This window comes from Cupriavidus pinatubonensis, from assembly GCF_019602855.1.
Taxonomy (GTDB): Bacteria; Pseudomonadota; Gammaproteobacteria; order Burkholderiales; family Burkholderiaceae; genus Cupriavidus; species Cupriavidus pinatubonensis.
The window spans coordinates 718,671-737,887 of the sequence record NZ_CP080767.1 but is presented as its reverse complement, the minus strand read 5'-3'; the positions used below and the strand labels follow the sequence as shown (position 1 = coordinate 737,887).

The following is a 19,217-nucleotide window of genomic DNA, read 5'->3' as shown; positions in this document are numbered from 1 at the left end:
GGCCGGCGCATCGCTACGTCGGCAGTGGTCGCGTGGTCGTGAATTTAGCTGCCCTGCTTTACGCAATCCACGAAGTACGCCTTGCGGCCATCGACCTCTTCCTCGACCAGCCCGTGCACATCGGTCTCGAAGCCCGGGAACAGCTTGTTGAACTCGCGCGCGAACTTCAGGTACTGGACGATGGTGCGGTTGAAGCGCTCGCCCGGGATCAGCAGCGGGATGCCCGGCGGGTACGGCGTCAGCAGGATGGCGGTGACTCGGCCCTCCAGGTCGTCCACCGGCACGCGCTCGATCTCGCGGTGCGCCATCATCGACCACGCGTCTGACGGCTTCATCGCCGGTTCCATGTCCGACAGGTACATCTCTGTCGTCACGCGCGCCACGTCGTTGGCCTTGTAGACGCTGTGCACGGCATCGCACAGGTCACGCAGGCCCATGCGTTCGTACTGTGGATGCTTGCCAACGAACTCGGGCAGCACGCGCCACAGCGGCTGGTTCTGGTCGTAGTCGTCCTTGAACTGCTGCAACTCGGTCACCAGCGAATTCCAGCGGCCCTTGGTAATGCCGATGGTGAACATGATGAAGAACGAGTACAGGCCCGTCTTCTCGATGATGATGCCGTGCTCGGCCAGGTACTTGGTGACGATGGCCGCCGGAATGCCGCGATCGCTGAACTCGCCGTCCACGTCCAAGCCCGGGGTGATGATCGTCGCCTTGATCGGGTCGAGCAGGTTGAAGCCGTCGGCCAGGTCGCCGAAGCCGTGCCAGCGCTCGTTGGCCTTGAGCATCCACTGCTCGCGTTCGGGCATGCCTTCGTCGTTCAGCGTATCCGGGCCCCAGACCTTGAACCACCAGTCGCCATTGTTGCCGGCTTCGAAGTCGCCTTCGACCTTGCGCATGGCGCGGCGGAAGTCCAGTGCTTCCTGGATGCTCTCTTCCACCAGCGCGGGGCCGCCCGGCGCTTCCATCATGGCCGCGGCGACATCGCACGAGGCGATGATCGAGTACTGCGGACTGGTCGAGGTGTGCATCAGGTACGCCTCGTTGAAGCGATAGCGGTCCAGCTTGCGCGTTTCGGAATCCTGCACGAGGATCTGCGACGCCTGCGACAGGCCCGCCAGCAGCTTGTGCGTGGACTGCGTGGCAAACACCAGCGCGTCCTTGCTGCGCGGGCGGTCGCGGCCGATCGCGTGCATGTTGTGATAGAACTCGTGGAACGCCGCGTGCGGCAGCCACGCTTCATCGAAATGCAGCGTGTCGATTTCCGACGCGAGCATCTCCTTGATCTGCTCGGCGTTGTACAGCACACCGTCGTAGGTACCCTGCGTGATCGTCAGGATGCGCGGCTTCTGGTTCTTGGCCTTGCTCGCGAACGGGTGGTTGGCGATCTTCCTGCGGATGGTCTCCGGGTCGAACTCGCTCTTGGGGATCGGGCCGATGATGCCGTAGTGGTTGCGCGTCGGCATCAGGAACACGGGGATCGCGCCGGTCATCATGATCGCGTGCAGGATCGACTTGTGGCAGTTGCGGTCCACCACGACGATGTCGCCGGGCGCCACGTTGGCGTGCCACACCATCTTGTTCGACGTCGACGTGCCGTTGGTCACGAAGAACATGTGGTCCGAGTTGAAGATACGCGCGGCGTTGCGCTCGGACGCGGCCACCGGGCCGGTGTGGTCCAGCAGCTGGCCGAGTTCATCCACCGCGTTGCAGACATCGGCACGCAGCATGTTTTCGCCGAAGAACTGGTGGAACACCTGGCCCACCGGGCTCTTCAGGAACGCCACGCCGCCCGAGTGTCCCGGGCAGTGCCACGAGTACGACGAATCCTGCGCGTAGTCGATCAGCGCCTTGAAGAACGGCGGCGCGAGCGTGTCGAGGTAGACCTTGGCTTCGCGGATGATGTGGCGCGCCACGAACTCCGGCGTGTCCTCGAACATGTGGATGAAGCCGTGCAGCTCGCGCAGGATATCGTTCGGGATATGGCGCGAGGTGCGGGTCTCGCCGTACAGGAAGATCGGCAGGTCGGTGTTGCGGCGGCGCACTTCATTGACGAATGCGCGCAGCTTCTCGATGGCGGCCGCTTCGGGCTGGTCATCGGCGGTCACGAACTCGTCGTCGTCGATCGACACGATGAAGGTGGACGCACGGCTGGACTGCTGCGCGAACGAGGTCAGGTCGCCGTAGCTGGTCAGGCCCATGACCTCCATCCCCTCTTTCTCGATCGCCTCGGCCAGCGCGCGGATACCCGAGCCGGAGATGTTCTCGGAGCGGAAGTCTTCGTCAATGATGATGACGGGGAAGCGGAATTTCATCGGGCATCCTTGATGGAAAGCAGGACATAAAGGACTGAGCCACATGGCCGGCAGGGGTTCCCCTGCTGCGGCGACATGTGGCTCTCACGTCAGGTCTTGGCGCCCGCGCGTCTATCGCGAGCCGGCCGTTCCGGCAAACGCCGGCATTGTAATGCGCTCAGGTCTTCGGCAGTGTGACACCGTGCTGGCCCTGGTACTTGCCGCCGCGGTCGGCGTACGACGTCTCGCAGACCTCGTCGCTTTCGAAGAACAGCACCTGCGCGCAGCCTTCGCCGGCGTAGATCTTGGCGGGCAGCGGCGTGGTGTTGGAGAACTCCAGCGTCACATAGCCTTCCCACTCGGGTTCGAACGGCGTCACGTTGACGATGATGCCGCAGCGCGCGTAAGTGCTCTTGCCCAGGCAGATGGTCAGCACGCTGCGCGGGATGCGGAAATATTCCATCGTGCGCGCAAGCGCGAACGAGTTCGGGGGAATGATGCAGACGTCACCCTTGAAATCGACGAACGACTTCTCGTCGAAGTTCTTGGGGTCGACAATGGTGCTGTTGATATTGGTGAATATCTTGAATTCGTCGGCACAGCGGATGTCGTAGCCGTAGCTCGACGTGCCGTACGACACGATCTTGCGCCCGTCGGCCTCCCGCACCTGGCCGGGTTCGAACGGTTCGATCATGCCGTGCTGTTCCGCCATGCGGCGGATCCACTTGTCGGATTTGATGCTCATAGGGTCGGGAGGGGTAAACGCTTAGCCAGAGTGCGCCGAATTGTACAACCAATCCGGACCCCCACCGGCCTCAATTGAAGTGCCGCTCAGGCCACAACTTCCTCAGGCAGTCGATGGTGAAAGCGCTCCTTGCCCGTATAGAGCAGGAAGTGCTTGCCCGTACACCTCGCAAACAGCGTCATATTGACCCGTTGCGCCATCTGGTAGCCCATCTGCGTGACGCCCGAGCGCGATAGCAGGAACGGAATCCCCATCTGCGCGCCCTTGATCACCATTTCGGAGGTAAGCCGGCCGGTGGTGTAGAAGACCTTGTCGTCGCCGCGCATGTCTTCCAGCCACATGCGTCCAGCAATCGCGTCCACCGCGTTGTGGCGGCCCACGTCTTCGACAAACATCAGAAGTTCGCTGCCGCGGAACAGTGCGCAGCCATGCACCGAGCCAGCCTGCTTGTACACCGACTGCTGCAGGCGGATGGTGTCGACGATGCCGTACAGCGTGTCCTGATCGAGCGTGGCACCGGCGGGCAGCTGGATATTGTCGATCTCGTCCAGCAAGGAGCCAAACACCGTGCCCTGCCCGCAGCCCGTCGTCACCACGCGCCGCGCGGTGCGCTCCTCGATGCGGTCGACGCCGGTCCGGGTGGTCACGGCGGCGGATTCCGTTTCCCAGTCCACCTGCACGGCGGCGATGTCCTCGATCGATTCCACCAGCCGCTGGTTGCGCAGGTAGCCGAGCACGAGGTGCTCGGGCGCGCCGCCGAGGGTCATCAGCGTGACCAGTTCGCGCTTGTCGAGATAGACCGTCAGCGGGCGCTCGCCGGGCAGGTAGGCCGGACGCGCGCGTCCCAGCTCGTCGACGACTTCGACCTCTTCGATCAGGGGAACAGCTGCGTGAGTCAGTTCAGGACGCAGTGGCATGGATGGCGGAGTCGGGGGCTGCTCAGGTTTGCCCCACCACGCCGGCCTGGCAAGCGATGGGGCGCAGGTTAAGGCGCCTTTGCGGTCGATTGTACTGCTGCGGCGGCGGCTGGGGTGGCTGGCGCCGCGGGCGGCACGAAGGGCCCTGGGTCGGCACAGGCAGCTGTCTGCACTGGCTCATGCGTGCCCTTGCCGCTGGTCTTCATGTCGCCGTAGTACCGTGCCGCAACCTTGTCCTGGGCCTTGCAGAGCTGGAACGCGGCCACCTTGTCGGCCCACGCCGTACGCGCTTTCGTTTCCTCCGCCTTGGCCTTCTGAGCATCGGTCGGCGAGGGCAGCTTGGCCAGCGCGGCTTGCGTGCCGGCGAGACCAGCGGTGCCTGCGGCCAGGGCAATCAGCATCAGTATGCGTTTCATGGTCGTGATCCGTGAAAGCGGGTCTGCAGCAATATCTCAGGCCTCGCCCGGGGTACGCCGGCCAGCGGTGCCTGGTTCCGGCGTCGTCGAGCGCTGCGCCGGGATCTTGCCGGACTTGATGTCGTCGTACCAGAGTTCGTGGTGCTCCCTGGCCCAGGCTTCGTCGACCCAGCCGTCGCGCATCGCACGGTAGGCGCCTTCCATGCCGATGGTGCCCATGTAGATATGGCCCAGCGACATCGCGATCATCAGCACGGCCGCGATGCCATGGATCACGTTGGCGATCTGCATGGTGGCGCGGTAGTAGTCGAGCCCCGGCACGATCATGTCGAGCACCCAGCCCGACGCGGACAGGATCAGACCGAAGATCACCAGCCCGCCCCAGAACCACATCTTCTCGCCGAAATTGAACCGGCCGCTCGGCACATGCTTGCCGCTGGCCAGCCCGCCGAGGCTAGTCACCCAACGGACGTCGTCGCGGCTGGGCAGGTTGTCGCGCACGAAAATCACGAAGGCGACGATGATCGACAACGTGAACACTGGCCCCGCCAGGTTGTGGATGTTCTTCAGCAGGTAGCTCAGCCAGCCGAACAGCGTGTGTCCCATGATCGGCAGCAGGAAATGCTTGCCGAACAGCATCACGATGCCCGACACGCCGAGCAGTACGAATGAGATCGCCATGGTCCAGTGCACGATGCGCTCGATCGGCGTGAAGCGCTCGATCATGCGCCCGGTGCGCGACTCGCGCAGCGGGATGGTCCCGCGCCAGGCGAAGAAACCGAGGATCGCGAGCGGCACGATCACCAGCAGCCAGCCGCCCCATACGGTGATCACGCCATTGCGGAACAGCCGCCACTTCTGGCCGGTCCGCTGGATCAGCACGCCGGCTTCCTTGGCCGGCAGGCTGCTGTAGTGGGCCTGGTCGGAATTGACCTCGCGCCATACCGGCGCGTTGTTGCCCGGCTGCGTCACCGTGCGTTCCTGCTGCGACCTGGCCTCGCCGGCGATATCGCGGCGAGGCACGTTGAAGATGTTCTCCGAGGCTATACCCGCCAGCGGCTGCGCAGGATGCGTGGCCGGGTCGTTCGCGTCCGCCGGTTGTGCGGCGATAGCGGCGGCAGAAGCCGGCGGCGCCGAAGCCGGTGCCTGCGCCAGCGCGGCGCTGCCCGCGAGTGCCAGCCAGGCCAGTGCGCTGGCAGCGAGCCAGCGGCAAGGGTTCTGCGTGGGCCTCATACGCGCTCCTTCGGATCGCCCCGCCCTGCCTGCTGCGCAGTCACGGCGTACGGTTGTATTCGTTCTGCAGCTGATTGCGCTGGCGGATCTGGTTCTGCCAGCTCGTCTTGTCGCCCGCGGTCCAGCCTTTGACGACGAAAGGATCATCGGGCGCGCCCTGCCAGGCGGCGGCATCGGTCTTCTTGTGCGAGGCGGTCGTGGTCTGTGCCTTTTCGCCACAGGCCGCGAGCAGCACGCCGGCCGCGGCCAGCACGGCCATCATTGCGATGCGCGTCATGATGGTTGCCCCCCATTCGCGGTTGCGCTCCCGGTTGCGCTCCCGTTCGCGCTTCCGCTCGCATTACCCGGTGCGGGAGCGGCAGGTGCAGCGGGCGCGGCCGGCGCCTGTTGCGCACCGCCCTTCGTGCCGTATGCGGTACCCCAGCCGAACACATCGCCCCCCTTGCCGCGCTTGATCACTCGGTTGCGCAGGATGTCGGCAATCACGTCGCCATCGCCGCCGAGCAGCGCCTTGGTCGAGCACATTTCCGCGCACAGCGGCAGCTTGCCTTCGGCCAGGCGGTTGCGGCCGTACTTCTCGAACTCGGCCTCCGAGCCGTTCTTCTCGGGCCCACCCGCGCAGAATGTGCATTTATCCATCTTGCCGCGCACGCCGAAGGTGCCCGTGGACGGGAACTGCGGCGCGCCGAACGGGCACGCGTACGAGCAGTAGCCGCAGCCGATGCACACGTCCTTGTCATGCAACACCACGCCATCTTCGGTGCGGTAGAAACAGTCGACCGGGCAGACCGCCATGCACGGCGCGTCCGAACAGTGCATGCAGGCGACCGAGATCGATTTCTCGGCGCCGACCACGCCGTCGTTGATGGTGACCACGCGGCGCCGGTTGACGCCCCATGGCACCTCATGCTCGTTCTTGCAGGCGGTGACGCAGCTGTTGCATTCGATGCAGCGCTCGGCGTCACAGATAAATTTCATGCGGGCCATGGTGTCATCCTGCGATCAATGTCATGCATTCAGGCAAAGCGTTCGATCTGGCAGATCGTGGTCTTGGTTTCCTGCATCATCGTCACCGAGTCATAGCCGTACGTGGTGGCCGTATTGACCGCTTCCCCGCGCACGATCGGCATCGCGCCGTCCGGGTAGTAGTCCTTCAGGTCCTTGCCCTGCCACCAGCCCGAGAAATGGAACGGGATGAAGGCGGTGTCCGGCCCCACGCGCTCGGTCACCAGCGCGCGCACCTTGATGCGCGCACCGGTCGGTGTCTTCACCCAGCAGAAGTCGCCGTTGCGGATGCCGCGGTCGGACGCCGCGCGCGGGTTGATCTCGACGAAGTTCTCCTGCTGCAGTTCGGCCAGCCACGGGTTGGAGCGCGTTTCCTCGCCACCGCCCTCGTATTCGACAAGGCGGCCCGAGGTCAGGATGATCGGGAACTTCTCATAGACCTTGTTCTCGATGTTGCGCTGCTGCACGGTCTTGTACAGCGTCGGCAGCCGCCAGAACGCCATCTTGTCGTCGTGGGTCGGGTACTTGGCGACCATGTCGGGCCGCGTGGAATACAGCGGCTCGCGGTGCTGCGGAATCGGATCGGGGAAGTTCCACACCACGGCGCGCGCCTTGGCATTGCCGAACGGATGGCAGCCATGCACCTTGAGCACCACGCGCTGGATGCCGCCCGACAGATCCGTCTTCCAGTTCTTGCCTTCGGCGGCCTTTTTCTCGTCGTCGGTGAGGTCATCCCACCAGCCGAGCTTCTTGAGCAGCACGTGATCGAACTCCGGATAGCCGGTAGTGATCTCGGCCCCCTTCGAGCAGGAACCGTCCTCGGCCAGCAGGTTGACGCCATCGCGTTCCACGCCGAAGTTAGCGCGGAAATTGCCGCCGCCATCCATCACGTGCTTGCTGGTGTCGTACAGGTTCGCCGAGCCCGGATGCTTGAGTTCCGGATTGCCGTAGCAAGGCCATGGCAGGCCGAAGTAATCGCCGGTCAGGTCATAGCCAGTCGCGGCGTCCTTGCCGCCACTGCAGCGCAACGTCTTCACGTCGAACATCTGCATATTGCGCATATGGGCCTTGAGGCGTTCCGGCGACTGGCCGGTGTAGCCGATGGTCCAGTTGCTGCGGTTGATCTCGCGCAGGATCGACTCGATCTCCGGCTCCATCCACGTGCGGCCGGCGCGCTTCACCTCGATCATCTTGTAGTTCTTCGACAGCTCCTTGCCAAAGCCCAGCTTGTCGGCGAACGCCTGCATGATGGTGTGGTCGGGCATCGATTCGAACAACGGCTCGATAACCTTCTCGCGCCATTGCAGCGAGCGGTTGGAAGCCGTGCAGGATCCCGATGTCTCGAACTGCGTGCACGCCGGCAGCAGGTAGACCGCGCGGTTCGGATTGACCTTGTCGCCCTCCGCCGGCGGCATGTTGGCCATGGCGGCGGTCGCGGACGGATACGGGTCGATCACGACCAGCAGGTCCAGCTTGTCCATCGCCTTCTTCATTTCCAGGCCGCGCGTCTGCGAGTTCGGCGCATGCCCCCAGAAGAACACGCTGCGGACGTTGTTGTCCTGGTCGATCAGTTCGTTCTTCTCGGTGACGATGTCGATCCATCGCGACACGGTCGTGCCGGACTTCTCCATCATCGTCTGCGAGGCGAACTGCTTCTTGATCCATTCATAGTCCACGCCCCACACCGCCGCGTAGTGCTTCCACGCGCCGGTAGCCAGGCCGTAGTAGCCCGGCAGTGAATCAGGATTGGGGCCGACGTCGGTGGCGCCCTGCACATTGTCGTGACCGCGGAAGATGTTGGCGCCGCCGCCCGACACGCCGATGTTGCCGAGCGCAAGCTGCACGATGCACGACGCGCGCACGATGGCGTTGCCGATCGTGTGCTGCGTCTGGCCCATGCACCAGACCAGCGTGCTGGGCCGGTTCTTCGCCATGGTCTCAGCGACCATCTTTACCTGCGCCTCGGGCACGCCGCAGACTTCCTCGACCTTGTCAGGCGTCCACTTGGCCAGCACTTCCGCCTTGACCTTGTCCATGCCGTAGACGCGGTCTTGCAGGTATTTCGGGTCTTCCCAGCCGTTCTGGAAGATGTGGTAAAGCACCCCGAACAGGAAAGCGATGTCGGTGCCCGAGCGGATGCGCACGTAGTGGTCAGCCTTGGCGGCCGTGCGCGTAAAGCGCGGATCCACCACGATCACCTTGCAGCCGTTCTCCTTCGCATGCAGCAGGTGCAACATCGACACCGGGTGCGCCTCGGCCGCGTTGGAGCCGATATACAGAGCCGCCTTCGCGTTCTGCATATCGTTGTACGAGTTGGTCATCGCCCCGTAGCCCCAGGTGTTCGCCACGCCCGCCACGGTGGTGGAGTGGCAGATGCGCGCCTGGTGGTCGGTGTTGTTGGTGCCGAAGAACGACACCCACTTGCGCAACAGGTAGGACTGCTCGTTGCTGTGCTTGGACGAGCCGACGAAGAACAGGGAATCGGGACCGGTCTGCTGGCGCATCTCCTTCATCTTCGCGGTGATCTCGTCGAGCGCCTGGTCCCAGCTGATGCGCTGATACTTGCCGTTGATCAGCTTCATCGGGTACTTCAGCCGGTACTCGCCGTGGCCATGCTCGCGCAGCGCGGCGCCCTTCGCACAGTGAGCGCCCATATTGATCGGCGAATCGAACACCGGTTCCTGACGCACCCACACGCCGTTCTGCACCACCGCATCCACCGCGCATCCGACCGAGCAGTGGCCGCACACGGTACGCTTCACCACGATGCCGCCCTTGCCTTCGGCGGCTGCGACGGTCTTGTCGTCGGCGGCATCGGCCTTGCGCAGCAGCGTCAGTTGCGACGCGGCCAACCCCACCCCGACACCGATGCCGGAACGCTTGAGGAAGCTGCGCCGGTCCATGGTCGGCATGGCGCCGGCCAGGCCTGCGGCAAGCCGCGTCGAAAGCCTGCCGCTACCGGATGTCGTGGATGTCGTGCTGGCCTGTGCCAGGCCATCAGCGAGTCGGGTCGATGCGCCCTGCGCCGCGCGTTTGCGGGTCAAGATCATGTCTCACCTCAGCAGAGGAAAGCAGCTGTTCAGCCCATGCGGATTGGCGGCGCCGCGTTGCCGGCGCGCCGGCATGCTTACACGAGTGTGGTGCGGTAGTACTTGCGAATGTGTTCGGAAACGCGATAGCCCTTGTTCTCCGACGGTGCGTCGGAAGGCTCGGGAATCGCGGCGATCCCGGCTGGCGCGGCCGGACCCCGCGCCGTCAGCGACGCTGCGCCTGCGGCGGCAGCGACAACACCAGCGCCCGCCAGAAACGTGCGGCGCGCGACCCTGGGTTGCGTCTCTTTCATGTGGGGCACTCCTCGGTTCGGCACTCCACTGCCGATGATTCAGCCGTTATGCGTTGTTATGCATATTCTAGGTGCAAGACAGCTGAAAGACCATGCCGTTACCGGGTTAATCCCTATTTCGGAGAGGGATGCCCCCCCATTCGATTCAATGCATTTCGAGCTGCACAGCTTCGACGTCTGCAAAGGCCTGCATCAGTCCCGCAACGCTGCGATAGAACCGCGCTTTCGGATGCCCGCTTAGTGCATCGCACAATTTCCCGATCCATGGCTGCATGTGCTGCGCATAGAAACGCTGCTGCTCGCCAAGGTTGGAGACGCCCACATCATCGCCAGCGACCAGGAACCGCATTACCTCGCACAGCGTCGCCACATGGTCTTCGGTCTCGCTGACATTCTCGTGCCGAACCAGCCCGTAGCGCGCCAGGTCGTCGCGCAGCGCAACCAGCGGGCGCTCGTTCAGGAAACCGGTGAGGTAGAACGAGCCATACAGAAAGACTTCCTGGCGGCCGACACCCTGAAATAGGTCCTGGTACTCCTCTTGCGCCTCCAGCTCGCTCGTGGTCGATGCCGCATCGCACAACATATTCCACGCGCGGCCCAGTACCGTGTCCGCATCCTCGCCGTGCGCGCGATTGGCCGCGATGTGATGGAGCAGCGCGGAATCCGGCGCGCGGTAGAACAGTGTGGCCAGCAGGCCGTACAGGTCCGCGCGGGCAATGTCCTCGGCGTCGCCGACGGGCGCCGCAGCCGTGAGCTGGATGGGCTGAAAATCTGTCATGTCGTGATGAAATTTTTGGTGAGGCTCCAAACGCTTATCGAAGCGTGGCGCCGCTAATGGCGCCGGGATCGCGCTCCATCATGTCGACGACGCGGCAGTCCGGGCACATCTTGAGGCGCTCGGCGGACGCGCCGGCAAAGGCGGGATGGCCGGCCAGCCGGACCAGCATCGATTCCACCATCTGCGCCGTGCCGAACGGCTTGGCGCAGCGCACACAGTGGAATGGCTGCGACTCGTTGAGCGTGACGTTGCGCCGCGCGGCCTCGCCGGTCAGCAGGCGGGGCACGAGCGTGATCGCGTGTTCCGGGCAGGTCTTCTCGCACAGGCCGCACTGGACGCAGTTGCGCTCCAGGAACCCCAGCACCGGGCGTTCCGGGTTGTCGCGCAGCGCCTGGGTCGGGCAAGCGCCCACGCAGGCCATGCACAGCGTGCAGCTTGCGGTATCCACGACTACCGCGCCGATCGGGGCGGCGGATGGCAGCGGAACGATATCGGCCGGTACGGGCGCATGCCGCACGAGATGGTCGAGCGCGAAGTCGAACATTTCGCGCTTGGCGGCCACGGCACCGAAGGGCGCCGGGGGCAAGGCGTGGCGGGCGGGCCGCAGCGCGGCAAGCCCGGCATCCAGCGATGAAGCATCGGCTGCCTCGACCAGCGACACCGCGCCGGCCTTGTAGCCAAGTCCCCCCAGCAGCGCCCGCGCCACATCGATCTGCTCCTGCAGGGCGGTACGGTACTGCGGCGCCTCGTCACCGGTCAGGAGTATCGCCACATGCGCCGCGCCCCAGCACAGCGCCGCCAGCCAGAGTTCCAGCCCGGCCGAGGCCGGATGGAACACCTGCACCGGCATCACGTTCGGCGGCACGCCCTGCGCCAGTCCGGCGCGCGCGGCACGCCCGAGCGCCAGGATGGCCGGCGTGCCAGCCTCGTCGCCATGCAGCAGCACCACGGCGTCTCGGCCGCCTGCCGAGCGATACGCCGACAGCAGCGTGCGCAGGCGCGTGCCCAGCACCTCCGGGCCCGGATACGCATAGCTGATTGCCCCGCTCGGGCAGACCGTGGTGCACGCTCCGCAGCCCATGCAGAGATTTGGCGTGACCTCGATGCGTCCCTTGCCGTCATGCCATTGCGAGCGGATCGCCTGCGTCGAACAGATGTCGATACAGGCCGTGCAGCCGGTGGTCTGGTTGCGGCCGTGGGCGCAGAGGCTTTCCTTGTAGCGGAAGAATTTCGGCTTTTCGAACTCGCCCACGAGCTGCGTCAGGGCCAGCGCCTGTTGTTGCTGGCGCAGTGCGGCGCCGCCTGCGTGCAGGTAGCCCTGCGGCGGCTGGTGCATCGTAAAGGCCGGCGTGTCATTGAGGTCGAAGACCAGGTCGAAACGGCCCCCGGCAACCGCCGCCGGCCGGTCGAAATCGATCGCAGCCGCCGCGCCGCAGGCGCGCACGCAATCGCGGTGGGCACGACAGCGGTCCATGTCGATCTGGTAACTGAAGTCGATCGCGTTCTCGGGACAGGCTTCGATGCAGGCATTGCAGCGCGTGCACAGATCGAGGTCGATCGGGTTGCCGCGGCCCGCGCCGGTATCCCACGAGGCCTCGAACGCGCCCAGCCACCCGGATAGCGCGCGCAGCGTTCCGCTGTGCACTGGCCAGGCACGCTCCGCTGGCGCGGCAGCCGATGCCACCTGAATGTCGCCGTGCGTCAGCAGGACGGTGACCTCCAACGACATCGCCGCCAGACGTTCGGCCCACGGCAACGCGCGATCGGGGGGGCCCATCACGAGCACGGTGCCGTCTGAACGGTAGTCCACCACGGGGACCGGGTCCGGCTCGGGCAGCGCGGCGACGGCCAGCAGCGCCGCAATCTTGGCGTTGGCGGTCTTCGGGTCGCGCTTTGCGCCCTGCGACCAGCCGCCGGTCTCGCGGATATTGACGAAGCGCACAGGCGCGACCACCACCGGGCGGCCGTTGTCGCCGCGCGCGGCCTGCGCGGCCACCTCGGCAAAAAGATGCCGCTCCTGCGTGCAGGCGACGATCACGTCGTCCGTGCCGTCGAGCGCCGCCATGAAATCGCCGATCTCCCGGCGACACAGCAGGCGGTGGACCTTAAGCGGGCCACCATGGGCTTGCGACAGCGCCGCCCCATCAAGCGGCATGGTCTCATTGCAACTGCAAATCAGCGTCGGCATGGCGAATCCGGCTGACCGGCCCGGATGCCCTTCTTGCGAGGGTCTGCAGGCCGGGAGTTCATGGGGAGTCCTATTCTAGGCGCGGCTGCAGCCGCGGGGCTACGCGTGTTTATCCGGCCCCGTATCCTTGGGCTGCGCCGGAGATCCGGAGGGGTCCGCGTCATCCGGTGCGGCATCGGACAACGCTGCTGCCTGCGCTGCTGGCGCAGGCAGCTCTTCGGCGTCCGTCGCTCCGGTTGCTTCCGTCGCCTCCTCGGCGTCGAACAATCCCAGCGCCTCCGACTGCCGCAGGCGCCGCAGCACGTCGGGGGGAATCGGGTCAGGCTTGCCGTAGTCGTCGATATAGGTATCGAGACCGTCCATCACATTGAAGTGCGGGTCGGCAAACAAGGTCTTGAGCGCGGCGCGCTTGACGCCCTCGTCCACGCCGCGCGCGACAAAGCGCGCGATGTTATCGCCAGGCTGCAGCAGGGCCACGTCGGCCATGGTCGGCAACTCGACCGGCATTTCGGCGGCGGCCGGTGTTTGCTCTGCAGCGTCCGGCACTTGCGCGGGCAAGGTCGCTTCGGGTGCGTCAGGTTCGTCCGGCACGACACCGCCTTCCCGCACCGCGGCCTTGCGGCGCGACCAGCGTGACAGGAAGGACGATTCGCTCATGGCAGGTGGCCGTCAGTAACGCGCGCGATCCTCCGGCGCCTTGAACGACTCGGGCCGGCGGCGCTGCTTCGGTTCGGGGCGGTAGTTCTGGTCGACGTAGGCCTGCAGCCAGTCACGCTGGTCGGGCGCAAGCGGCACGTTTTCCACGGTTTCGCCGGCGTCCAGCCAGCGGCCGGCCTCGTTGTACGACAGCGAGACCGTCACAGGCACCGGCCGCGCCTCGTCCGCGGGCACGTCTTCCTGCATGCGCCAATGCACGAACCAGCAGGGCTGCGTCGATGTGAGGTTGAGGTAGTAGCCTTCGCCCTGGTCATGGAACAGCACGACCTCGAACCCCGGATACAGCCAGCGTGCGCCGTGCTCGTCCTGCTCGAGGCACATGGGCACGGTGCCGAATTCGCCCAGGTCCGGCCAGACCGCGTCGAGTTCCCATTTCCAGGGCTGCCAGCGGCTGGCCAGCGCCACCCTGCGCATGACCACCGCCATGGTGACGGCGGGACGGGCTTGCGGGGCGCTCGTTTCCATGGCGCAGGGCCTCAGGTGTTCTGCACGACGATGCTGGGGAACTTGCTGGTCATGTCGCGAGCCTTGTCGGCCACCTTGATGGCGACCTTGCGGGCGATGCCACGGTACAGCTCCGCCACCGGGCTGTCGGGGTCGGATACCACCGTCGGGCGGCCCGAGTCCGCCTGTTCGCGGATCGACAGGTTCAGCGGCAGGCTGCCCAGCAGGTCGACCCCGTAGTCGGCGCACATCTTTTCGCCGCCGCCCTGGCCGAAGATATGTTCGACGTGGCCGCAGTTCGGGCAGCAGTACACCGCCATGTTCTCGACGATGCCCAGGATGGGGATGCCCACCTTCTCGAACATTTTCAGGCCCTTCTTGGCGTCTAGCAGTGCAATGTCCTGCGGCGTGGTCACGATCACGGCACCCGTGACCGGCACCTTCTGCGACAGCGTGAGTTGGATGTCGCCGGTGCCCGGTGGCATGTCGACGATCAGGTAATCGAGGTCATGCCAGTTGGTCTGGCGCAGCAGTTGTTCAAGCGCCGACGTGACCATCGGGCCGCGCCACACCATGGGGTTGTCCTGTTCGATCAGGAAACCGATCGAATTGGCCTGCAGGCCATGGCCTTCCAGCGGCTCCATGGTCTGACCGTCGGACGATTCCGGGCGGCCGTCGATGCCCAGCATCATCGGCAGGCTCGGGCCGTAGATGTCGGCGTCCAGCATGCCAACACGCGCGCCTTCGGCAGCCAGCGCCAGCGCCAGGTTGACCGCCGTGGTGGACTTGCCCACCCCGCCCTTGCCCGACGCCACGGCAATCACGTTCTTCACGCCAGCCAGCAGCTTGACGCCACGCTGCACGGCGTGGGCGACGATCTTCATGCTGATGTTGACGCTGACATTGCTGACGCCAGGCAGTTGACGCACTGCAGCGACAACCAGCTTGCGAATCGGCTCGAACTGGCTCTTGCCCGGATAGCCGAGTTCCACCTCGAGCGACACGTCGCCGCCGTCGACACGGATATTCCGGGCCGAGCGGGTGGACACCAGATCTTTGCCCGTATTGGGATCGATGACCGTGCGCAGGACTTCCGTGACCTGTTCAGTGCTGAGGCTCAAGACAAACTCCGCTTGTTTGTAGATAGTGGGGACAGGCTAATGTATCAAAGTATGAAGCAGTGGCCATCAAGTCCGCGAGTCGGCCCGCAATCCCTTGTATGGCTTATGGGTTTTCCCGCTGCGGGCCGCGTGGACTTTTTGTGGGATTACAGACATTTACAATTCTCACAAGCTTGCACTTGTGCGCGCGCCGCCATATCCATATTGTAGTGCCCCGGTGCTGCACGGGGCTCTGCCCTGCCCGCCGCATGCACGGCGCCCAGGGAGTTGCGAGGTGCGCCGGGTGCGCAGCGCGTTACTATCGGCGTTACCATCTACGTTGCAGCAGGCAAGAATACTTCTACGGGATCTTCAGAAGGAGAAAGCATGAAATTCAAGTTCGCCACCGTCTCGCTCGCCGCGGCCACACTTCTGGCTGCCGGCTGCGCCACCGAACAACAGACGCACACCGCCGTCGGGACCGGCGTGGGCGCTGCCGTGGGCGCGGGGCTGGGCAACCTGATCGGCGGCAACACGACTGGCACACTGGTCGGCGCTGCCGTGGGCGGCGCAGTCGGTGGTGCCACGGGCTACAACTGGAACGCCATCCGCGGCAAGCTGAACAAGGACACGGCCGGCACCGGCACCCAGATCACCGAGCAGCCGGACGGCTCGCTCAAGGTCAATATCCCGAGCCAGGTCACGTTCGATACCGACAGCGCCACGATCAAGCCGTCGTTCCGCTCGGTGCTCGACCAGGTCGCCCAGACGCTGGGCCAGCACCAGGACGTGGTCGCCAATGTCGTGGGCCATACCGATAGCACCGGCAACGCGCAGTACAACATGCAGCTGTCGCAGCGGCGCGCCCAGAGCGTGGCCACCTACCTGGGTGATCGCGGCGTCGCACGGAACCGCCTCTCGGCCGAGGGGCGCGGCCAGACTCAGCCCGTCGCGGACAACGCTACCGAGGCCGGCCGGACACAAAATCGCCGGGTCGAAATTTTTTTGAAACCAATTCAGGGATGACCTAGTCATAGAAACAGGTACCGCTTGCCACCGTTGCTGGCTCGCGATAGGTGGCTGACCTCCCGGGCGGTGCCTGATTTCTCCTCCTTTTCCGTTGTGGAAAGCTGCGCCGGCGCTGACCGGCGCTTTTTTTTGGCCCGCGCCACAAGGAGTGTCCATACGAGCACTCGACAATCCACGGGATTTCGCCGCGTGCAATGCCGGCCCTGTGACGCGGTGCTTGCTAGAATAGCCCTTTCGCGCCTGCCGCCCGGCTTCGCCGTAGCCGCTTGTCCGAACGCTTCCCCGTCACCCCCACCGGCTCTTTTTTATGACCGCACGTCGTATCCTCGTCACATCTGCCCTGCCATATGCCAACGGCCAGATTCATATCGGCCACCTGGTGGAGTACATCCAGACTGACATCTGGGTGCGCTTCCAGCGCATGATGGGCAACGAGGTTTACTACGTCGGCGCCGACGACACCCACGGTACGCCGGTCATGCTGCGCGCCGAGAAGGAAGGCATCACGCCCAAGCAACTGATCGACCGCGTCTGGACCGAGCACAAGCGCGACTTCGACAGCTTCCTGGTGTCGTTCGACAACTACTACAGCACCGACGCGGAGGAAAACCGCGAGCTGTGCGAAAAGATCTACCTGGCCCTGAAGGCCGACGACCTGATCGCCGAACGCGAAGTCGAACAGTTCTACGACCCGGTCAAGAACATGTTCCTGCCGGACCGCTTCATCAAGGGCGAGTGCCCGAAGTGCGGTGCAAAGGATCAGTACGGGGACTCGTGTGAAGTCTGCGGCACCACCTATGTGCCGACCGACCTGAAGAATCCGTACTCGGTCGTCTCGGGCGCCACGCCGGTGCGCAAGTCGTCGACGCACTTCTTCTTCAAGCTGTCCGACCCGCGCTGCGAAACCTTCCTGCGCGAGTGGGTGGCCGATCTGGCCCAGCCTGAAGCCGCCAACAAGATGCAGGAATGGCTCGGCAGCGAAGGCGAAGCCTCGACGCTGTCGGACTGGGACATCTCGCGCGACGCGCCGTACTTCGGCTTCGAGATCCCGGGCGCACCGGGCAAGTACTTCTATGTGTGGCTGGACGCCCCGATCGGCTACTACGCAAGCTTCAAGAACCTGGCCGAGAAGAAAGGCATCGACTTCGACGCATGGGTCGGCCCGCACTCCACGGCCGAGCAGTACCACTTCATCGGCAAGGACATCCTTTACTTCCACACGCTGTTCTGGCCGGCCATGCTGCGCTTCTCGGGCTACCGCACGCCGACCAACGTGTTCGCGCACGGCTTCCTGACCGTGGATGGCGCCAAGATGAGCAAGTCACGCGGCACGTTCATCACCGCGCAGAGCTACATCGACACCGGCATGAACCCGGAATGGCTGCGCTACTACTTCGCCGCCAAGCTCAACGCGAGCATGGAAGACCTGGACCTGAACCTGGACGACTTTATCGCTCGCGTCAACAGCGACCTGATCGGCAAGTACGTCAACATCGCGAGCCGCGCGGCGGGCTTCCTGGTCAAGCGCTTCGAAGGCAAGGTCGACGAAGCCGCGCTGGCGCACCCGCTGCTCAAGCAACTGCGCGAAGCCGCGCCGCAAGTCGCGCAGCTCTATGAAGCACGCGAGTACAGCAAGGCGCTGCGCCTGGTGATGGAGCTGACCGACACGGTCAATGCGTTCGTCGATACCGAAAAGCCGTGGGAACTGGCGAAGGATGAAGCCAAGCGCAGTGCGCTGCATTCCGCATGCTCGGTGTCGCTCGAGGCCTTCCGTCTGCTGACGGTCTATCTGAAGCCCGTGGTACCGACCGTGGCCGCCGGCGTGGAGCGCTTCCTCAATGTCGAGCCGCTGGACTGGCGCGCGATCGACAAGCAGCTGTCGGCTTCCAGCCCGGTGCAGGCGTACCAGCACCTGATGACGCGCGTCGATGCCAAGCAGGTCGATGCGCTGCTGGCCGCCAACCGGGAATCGCTGCAGGCGACGGCGCCCGCCGCCGGCGCGGCAGCGGCCGCTTCGATCGAGCCGATCGCCGACACCATCACGATCGACGACTTCGCGAAGATCGATCTGCGGGTTGCCAAGATTGTGGAATGCCAGAAGGTCGAAGGCTCCAGCAAGCTGCTGCAGCTGACGCTGGACCTTGGCGAAGGCCGTACGCGCAATGTGTTCTCCGGCATCCAGTCGGCCTACACGCCGGAGCAGCTTGTCGGCAAGCTGACCGTGGTGGTTGCCAACCTGGCACCGCGCAAGATGAAGTTTGGCGTATCCGAAGGGATGGTGCTGGCTGCTTCGGCCGCTGATGAGAAGGCCAATCCGGGGCTCTACATCCTGGAGCCGCACAGCGGTGCGGTGCCCGGCATGCGGATCGGCTGATCTGCCTGCGCGACAGGAAAAAAACGGCGGCGCCCTCCAGGCAGCCGCCGTTTTTCTTTATCGCCTCGGAGCTATCACCCGCCCTGCATGCGAGAAGGATCGTCGCTGCGCGACGTCGTCGTCACCACCCCCTCAGGATTGAAGTGCACATTAAAGAACGCCTTCTCCTGCGACGACTCCCACCACCGATACCCCCAAACCTCTTCCTTCTTCAAGGCAAATTTCTCAACCTTGGTCGGCTTGCCAAGGATCCGCCTGACCTGGTCCTGGTTCATCCCAGGCCGCACGCGCGTGAAGTTCTCCGCGGTCAGCACCTGCTCGATGCGCGCGACCTTGCCATCCGCACCGATCGTCACCATCCAGGTGGTCGCTCCTTCCGGCCCACGCGGGTACTCGAGCCGCCGGGCCCCATTCTCATCTTCCCAGACGATATCGGGCTTGCCCGCCTGCCGCAGCACATCCTCTTCAGTCGACTGCCCCGGCTCGATGCCCTTGAACAGCTGGCTGTCAGGCTTGACCGAATTCCACGTCGCGCGCGCCGTGTCGCCGGCTTTTTTCATGGCCTCGTCGACCTTCCGCTGGTCGCAGCCAAACAATGCAAGCAAGGAAGCTATCAGACCCATGGCGGCAAGGC

At 64.8% G+C, this 19,217-nt stretch carries 17 protein-coding genes; 2 read left to right on the top strand and 15 right to left on the bottom strand.

Annotated features, from left to right (window positions below; genetic code table 11):
* Positions 1-44: 44 nt before the first annotated feature.
* The 14 genes from K2O51_RS15935 to apbC form a co-directional block, all read right to left on the bottom strand.
* The gene (locus K2O51_RS15935; RefSeq protein WP_220631339.1) at positions 45-2,315 is read right to left on the bottom strand and encodes an arginine/lysine/ornithine decarboxylase; all 2,271 of its coding nucleotides are present in this window, start codon (positions 2,313-2,315) and stop codon (positions 45-47) included.
* Between the two features lie 157 nt (positions 2,316-2,472).
* Positions 2,473-3,039 carry a dCTP deaminase gene (dcd, locus tag K2O51_RS15930; RefSeq protein WP_029046089.1) on the bottom strand — a complete coding sequence of 189 codons (567 nt, stop codon included), beginning with the start codon at positions 3,037-3,039 and terminating at the stop codon, positions 2,473-2,475.
* Between the two features lie 86 nt (positions 3,040-3,125).
* Positions 3,126-3,956 (bottom strand): formate dehydrogenase accessory sulfurtransferase FdhD, encoded by an 831-nt coding sequence (locus tag K2O51_RS15925; RefSeq protein ID WP_011296874.1) that lies wholly within the window; start codon positions 3,954-3,956, stop codon positions 3,126-3,128.
* Positions 3,957-4,024: 68 nt separating this feature from the next.
* Complete coding sequence (locus tag K2O51_RS15920; protein ID WP_140950935.1) at positions 4,025-4,372, bottom strand: hypothetical protein; 348 nt, start codon at positions 4,370-4,372, stop codon at positions 4,025-4,027.
* 36 nt (positions 4,373-4,408) lie between these two features.
* Positions 4,409-5,605 carry a formate dehydrogenase subunit gamma gene (locus K2O51_RS15915; protein ID WP_220631338.1) on the bottom strand — a complete coding sequence of 399 codons (1,197 nt, stop codon included), beginning with the start codon at positions 5,603-5,605 and terminating at the stop codon, positions 4,409-4,411.
* A 40-nt stretch (positions 5,606-5,645) separates the two neighbouring features.
* Positions 5,646-5,882, bottom strand: coding sequence for a hypothetical protein (locus tag K2O51_RS15910; RefSeq protein ID WP_011296871.1), 237 nt, complete (start codon positions 5,880-5,882; stop codon positions 5,646-5,648).
* Positions 5,879-6,592, bottom strand: coding sequence for a formate dehydrogenase FDH3 subunit beta (gene fdh3B / locus K2O51_RS15905; RefSeq protein ID WP_220631337.1), 714 nt, complete (start codon positions 6,590-6,592; stop codon positions 5,879-5,881). Before fdh3B ends, K2O51_RS15910 begins: the two co-directional genes overlap by 4 nt.
* 29 nt (positions 6,593-6,621) lie before the next feature.
* The gene (locus K2O51_RS15900; RefSeq protein WP_220631336.1) at positions 6,622-9,660 is read right to left on the bottom strand and encodes a molybdopterin-dependent oxidoreductase; all 3,039 of its coding nucleotides are present in this window, start codon (positions 9,658-9,660) and stop codon (positions 6,622-6,624) included.
* Positions 9,661-9,737: 77 nt separating this feature from the next.
* Positions 9,738-9,953, bottom strand: a complete 216-nt coding sequence (locus K2O51_RS15895; protein WP_041679490.1) for a formate dehydrogenase — start codon at positions 9,951-9,953, stop codon at positions 9,738-9,740.
* 145 nt (positions 9,954-10,098) lie between these two features.
* Positions 10,099-10,731 carry a TorD/DmsD family molecular chaperone gene (locus tag K2O51_RS15890; protein WP_140950938.1) on the bottom strand — a complete coding sequence of 211 codons (633 nt, stop codon included), beginning with the start codon at positions 10,729-10,731 and terminating at the stop codon, positions 10,099-10,101.
* A 34-nt stretch (positions 10,732-10,765) separates the two neighbouring features.
* Complete coding sequence (locus K2O51_RS15885) at positions 10,766-12,919, bottom strand: 4Fe-4S dicluster domain-containing protein (RefSeq protein WP_220631335.1); 2,154 nt, start codon at positions 12,917-12,919, stop codon at positions 10,766-10,768.
* A gap of 99 nt (positions 12,920-13,018) precedes the next feature.
* Positions 13,019-13,576 (bottom strand): DUF3306 domain-containing protein, encoded by a 558-nt coding sequence (locus K2O51_RS15880; RefSeq protein WP_220631334.1) that lies wholly within the window; start codon positions 13,574-13,576, stop codon positions 13,019-13,021.
* 12 nt (positions 13,577-13,588) lie between these two features.
* The gene (locus K2O51_RS15875) at positions 13,589-14,101 is read right to left on the bottom strand and encodes a DUF3305 domain-containing protein (RefSeq protein ID WP_011296864.1); all 513 of its coding nucleotides are present in this window, start codon (positions 14,099-14,101) and stop codon (positions 13,589-13,591) included.
* Between the two features lie 11 nt (positions 14,102-14,112).
* A complete protein-coding gene (gene apbC / locus K2O51_RS15870) occupies positions 14,113-15,201 on the bottom strand; it encodes an iron-sulfur cluster carrier protein ApbC (RefSeq protein ID WP_011296863.1) in 1,089 nt (362 codons plus the stop codon).
* A 366-nt stretch (positions 15,202-15,567) separates the two neighbouring features.
* On the opposite strand from apbC, the gene K2O51_RS15865 reads away from it, so the two are divergent.
* Positions 15,568-16,206 (top strand): YiaD family glycine zipper/OmpA-like lipoprotein, encoded by a 639-nt coding sequence (locus tag K2O51_RS15865; protein ID WP_011296862.1) that lies wholly within the window; start codon positions 15,568-15,570, stop codon positions 16,204-16,206.
* A 310-nt stretch (positions 16,207-16,516) separates the two neighbouring features.
* Entirely contained in the window at positions 16,517-18,583 is a 2,067-nt protein-coding gene (gene metG, locus K2O51_RS15860; protein ID WP_220631333.1) for a methionine--tRNA ligase, read from the top strand.
* A gap of 74 nt (positions 18,584-18,657) precedes the next feature.
* Here metG and bamE read toward each other — a convergent pair whose 3' ends face one another.
* Positions 18,658-19,206, bottom strand: a complete 549-nt coding sequence (gene bamE, locus K2O51_RS15855) for an outer membrane protein assembly factor BamE domain-containing protein (protein WP_011296860.1) — start codon at positions 19,204-19,206, stop codon at positions 18,658-18,660.
* Positions 19,207-19,217: the final 11 nt, after the last annotated feature.

Bases quoted from the DNA above. Each gene is read 5' to 3' on its own strand.
- K2O51_RS15935 (WP_220631339.1), bottom strand. From the start codon at position 2,315: ATGAAATTCCGCTTCCCCGTCATCATCATTGACGAAGACTTCCGCTCC.
- dcd (WP_029046089.1), bottom strand. From the start codon at position 3,039: ATGAGCATCAAATCCGACAAGTGGATCCGCCGCATGGCGGAACAGCAC.
- K2O51_RS15925 (WP_011296874.1), bottom strand. From the start codon at position 3,956: ATGCCACTGCGTCCTGAACTGACTCACGCAGCTGTTCCCCTGATCGAA.
- K2O51_RS15920 (WP_140950935.1), bottom strand. From the start codon at position 4,372: ATGAAACGCATACTGATGCTGATTGCCCTGGCCGCAGGCACCGCTGGT.
- K2O51_RS15915 (WP_220631338.1), bottom strand. From the start codon at position 5,605: ATGAGGCCCACGCAGAACCCTTGCCGCTGGCTCGCTGCCAGCGCACTG.
- K2O51_RS15910 (WP_011296871.1), bottom strand. From the start codon at position 5,882: ATGACGCGCATCGCAATGATGGCCGTGCTGGCCGCGGCCGGCGTGCTG.
- fdh3B (WP_220631337.1), bottom strand. From the start codon at position 6,592: ATGGCCCGCATGAAATTTATCTGTGACGCCGAGCGCTGCATCGAATGC.
- K2O51_RS15900 (WP_220631336.1), bottom strand. From the start codon at position 9,660: ATGATCTTGACCCGCAAACGCGCGGCGCAGGGCGCATCGACCCGACTC.
- K2O51_RS15895 (WP_041679490.1), bottom strand. From the start codon at position 9,953: ATGAAAGAGACGCAACCCAGGGTCGCGCGCCGCACGTTTCTGGCGGGC.
- K2O51_RS15890 (WP_140950938.1), bottom strand. From the start codon at position 10,731: ATGACAGATTTTCAGCCCATCCAGCTCACGGCTGCGGCGCCCGTCGGC.
- K2O51_RS15885 (WP_220631335.1), bottom strand. From the start codon at position 12,919: ATGCCGACGCTGATTTGCAGTTGCAATGAGACCATGCCGCTTGATGGG.
- K2O51_RS15880 (WP_220631334.1), bottom strand. From the start codon at position 13,576: ATGAGCGAATCGTCCTTCCTGTCACGCTGGTCGCGCCGCAAGGCCGCG.
- K2O51_RS15875 (WP_011296864.1), bottom strand. From the start codon at position 14,101: ATGGAAACGAGCGCCCCGCAAGCCCGTCCCGCCGTCACCATGGCGGTG.
- K2O51_RS15865 (WP_011296862.1), top strand. From the start codon at position 15,568: ATGAAATTCAAGTTCGCCACCGTCTCGCTCGCCGCGGCCACACTTCTG.
- metG (WP_220631333.1), top strand. From the start codon at position 16,517: ATGACCGCACGTCGTATCCTCGTCACATCTGCCCTGCCATATGCCAAC.
- bamE (WP_011296860.1), bottom strand. From the start codon at position 19,206: ATGGGTCTGATAGCTTCCTTGCTTGCATTGTTTGGCTGCGACCAGCGG.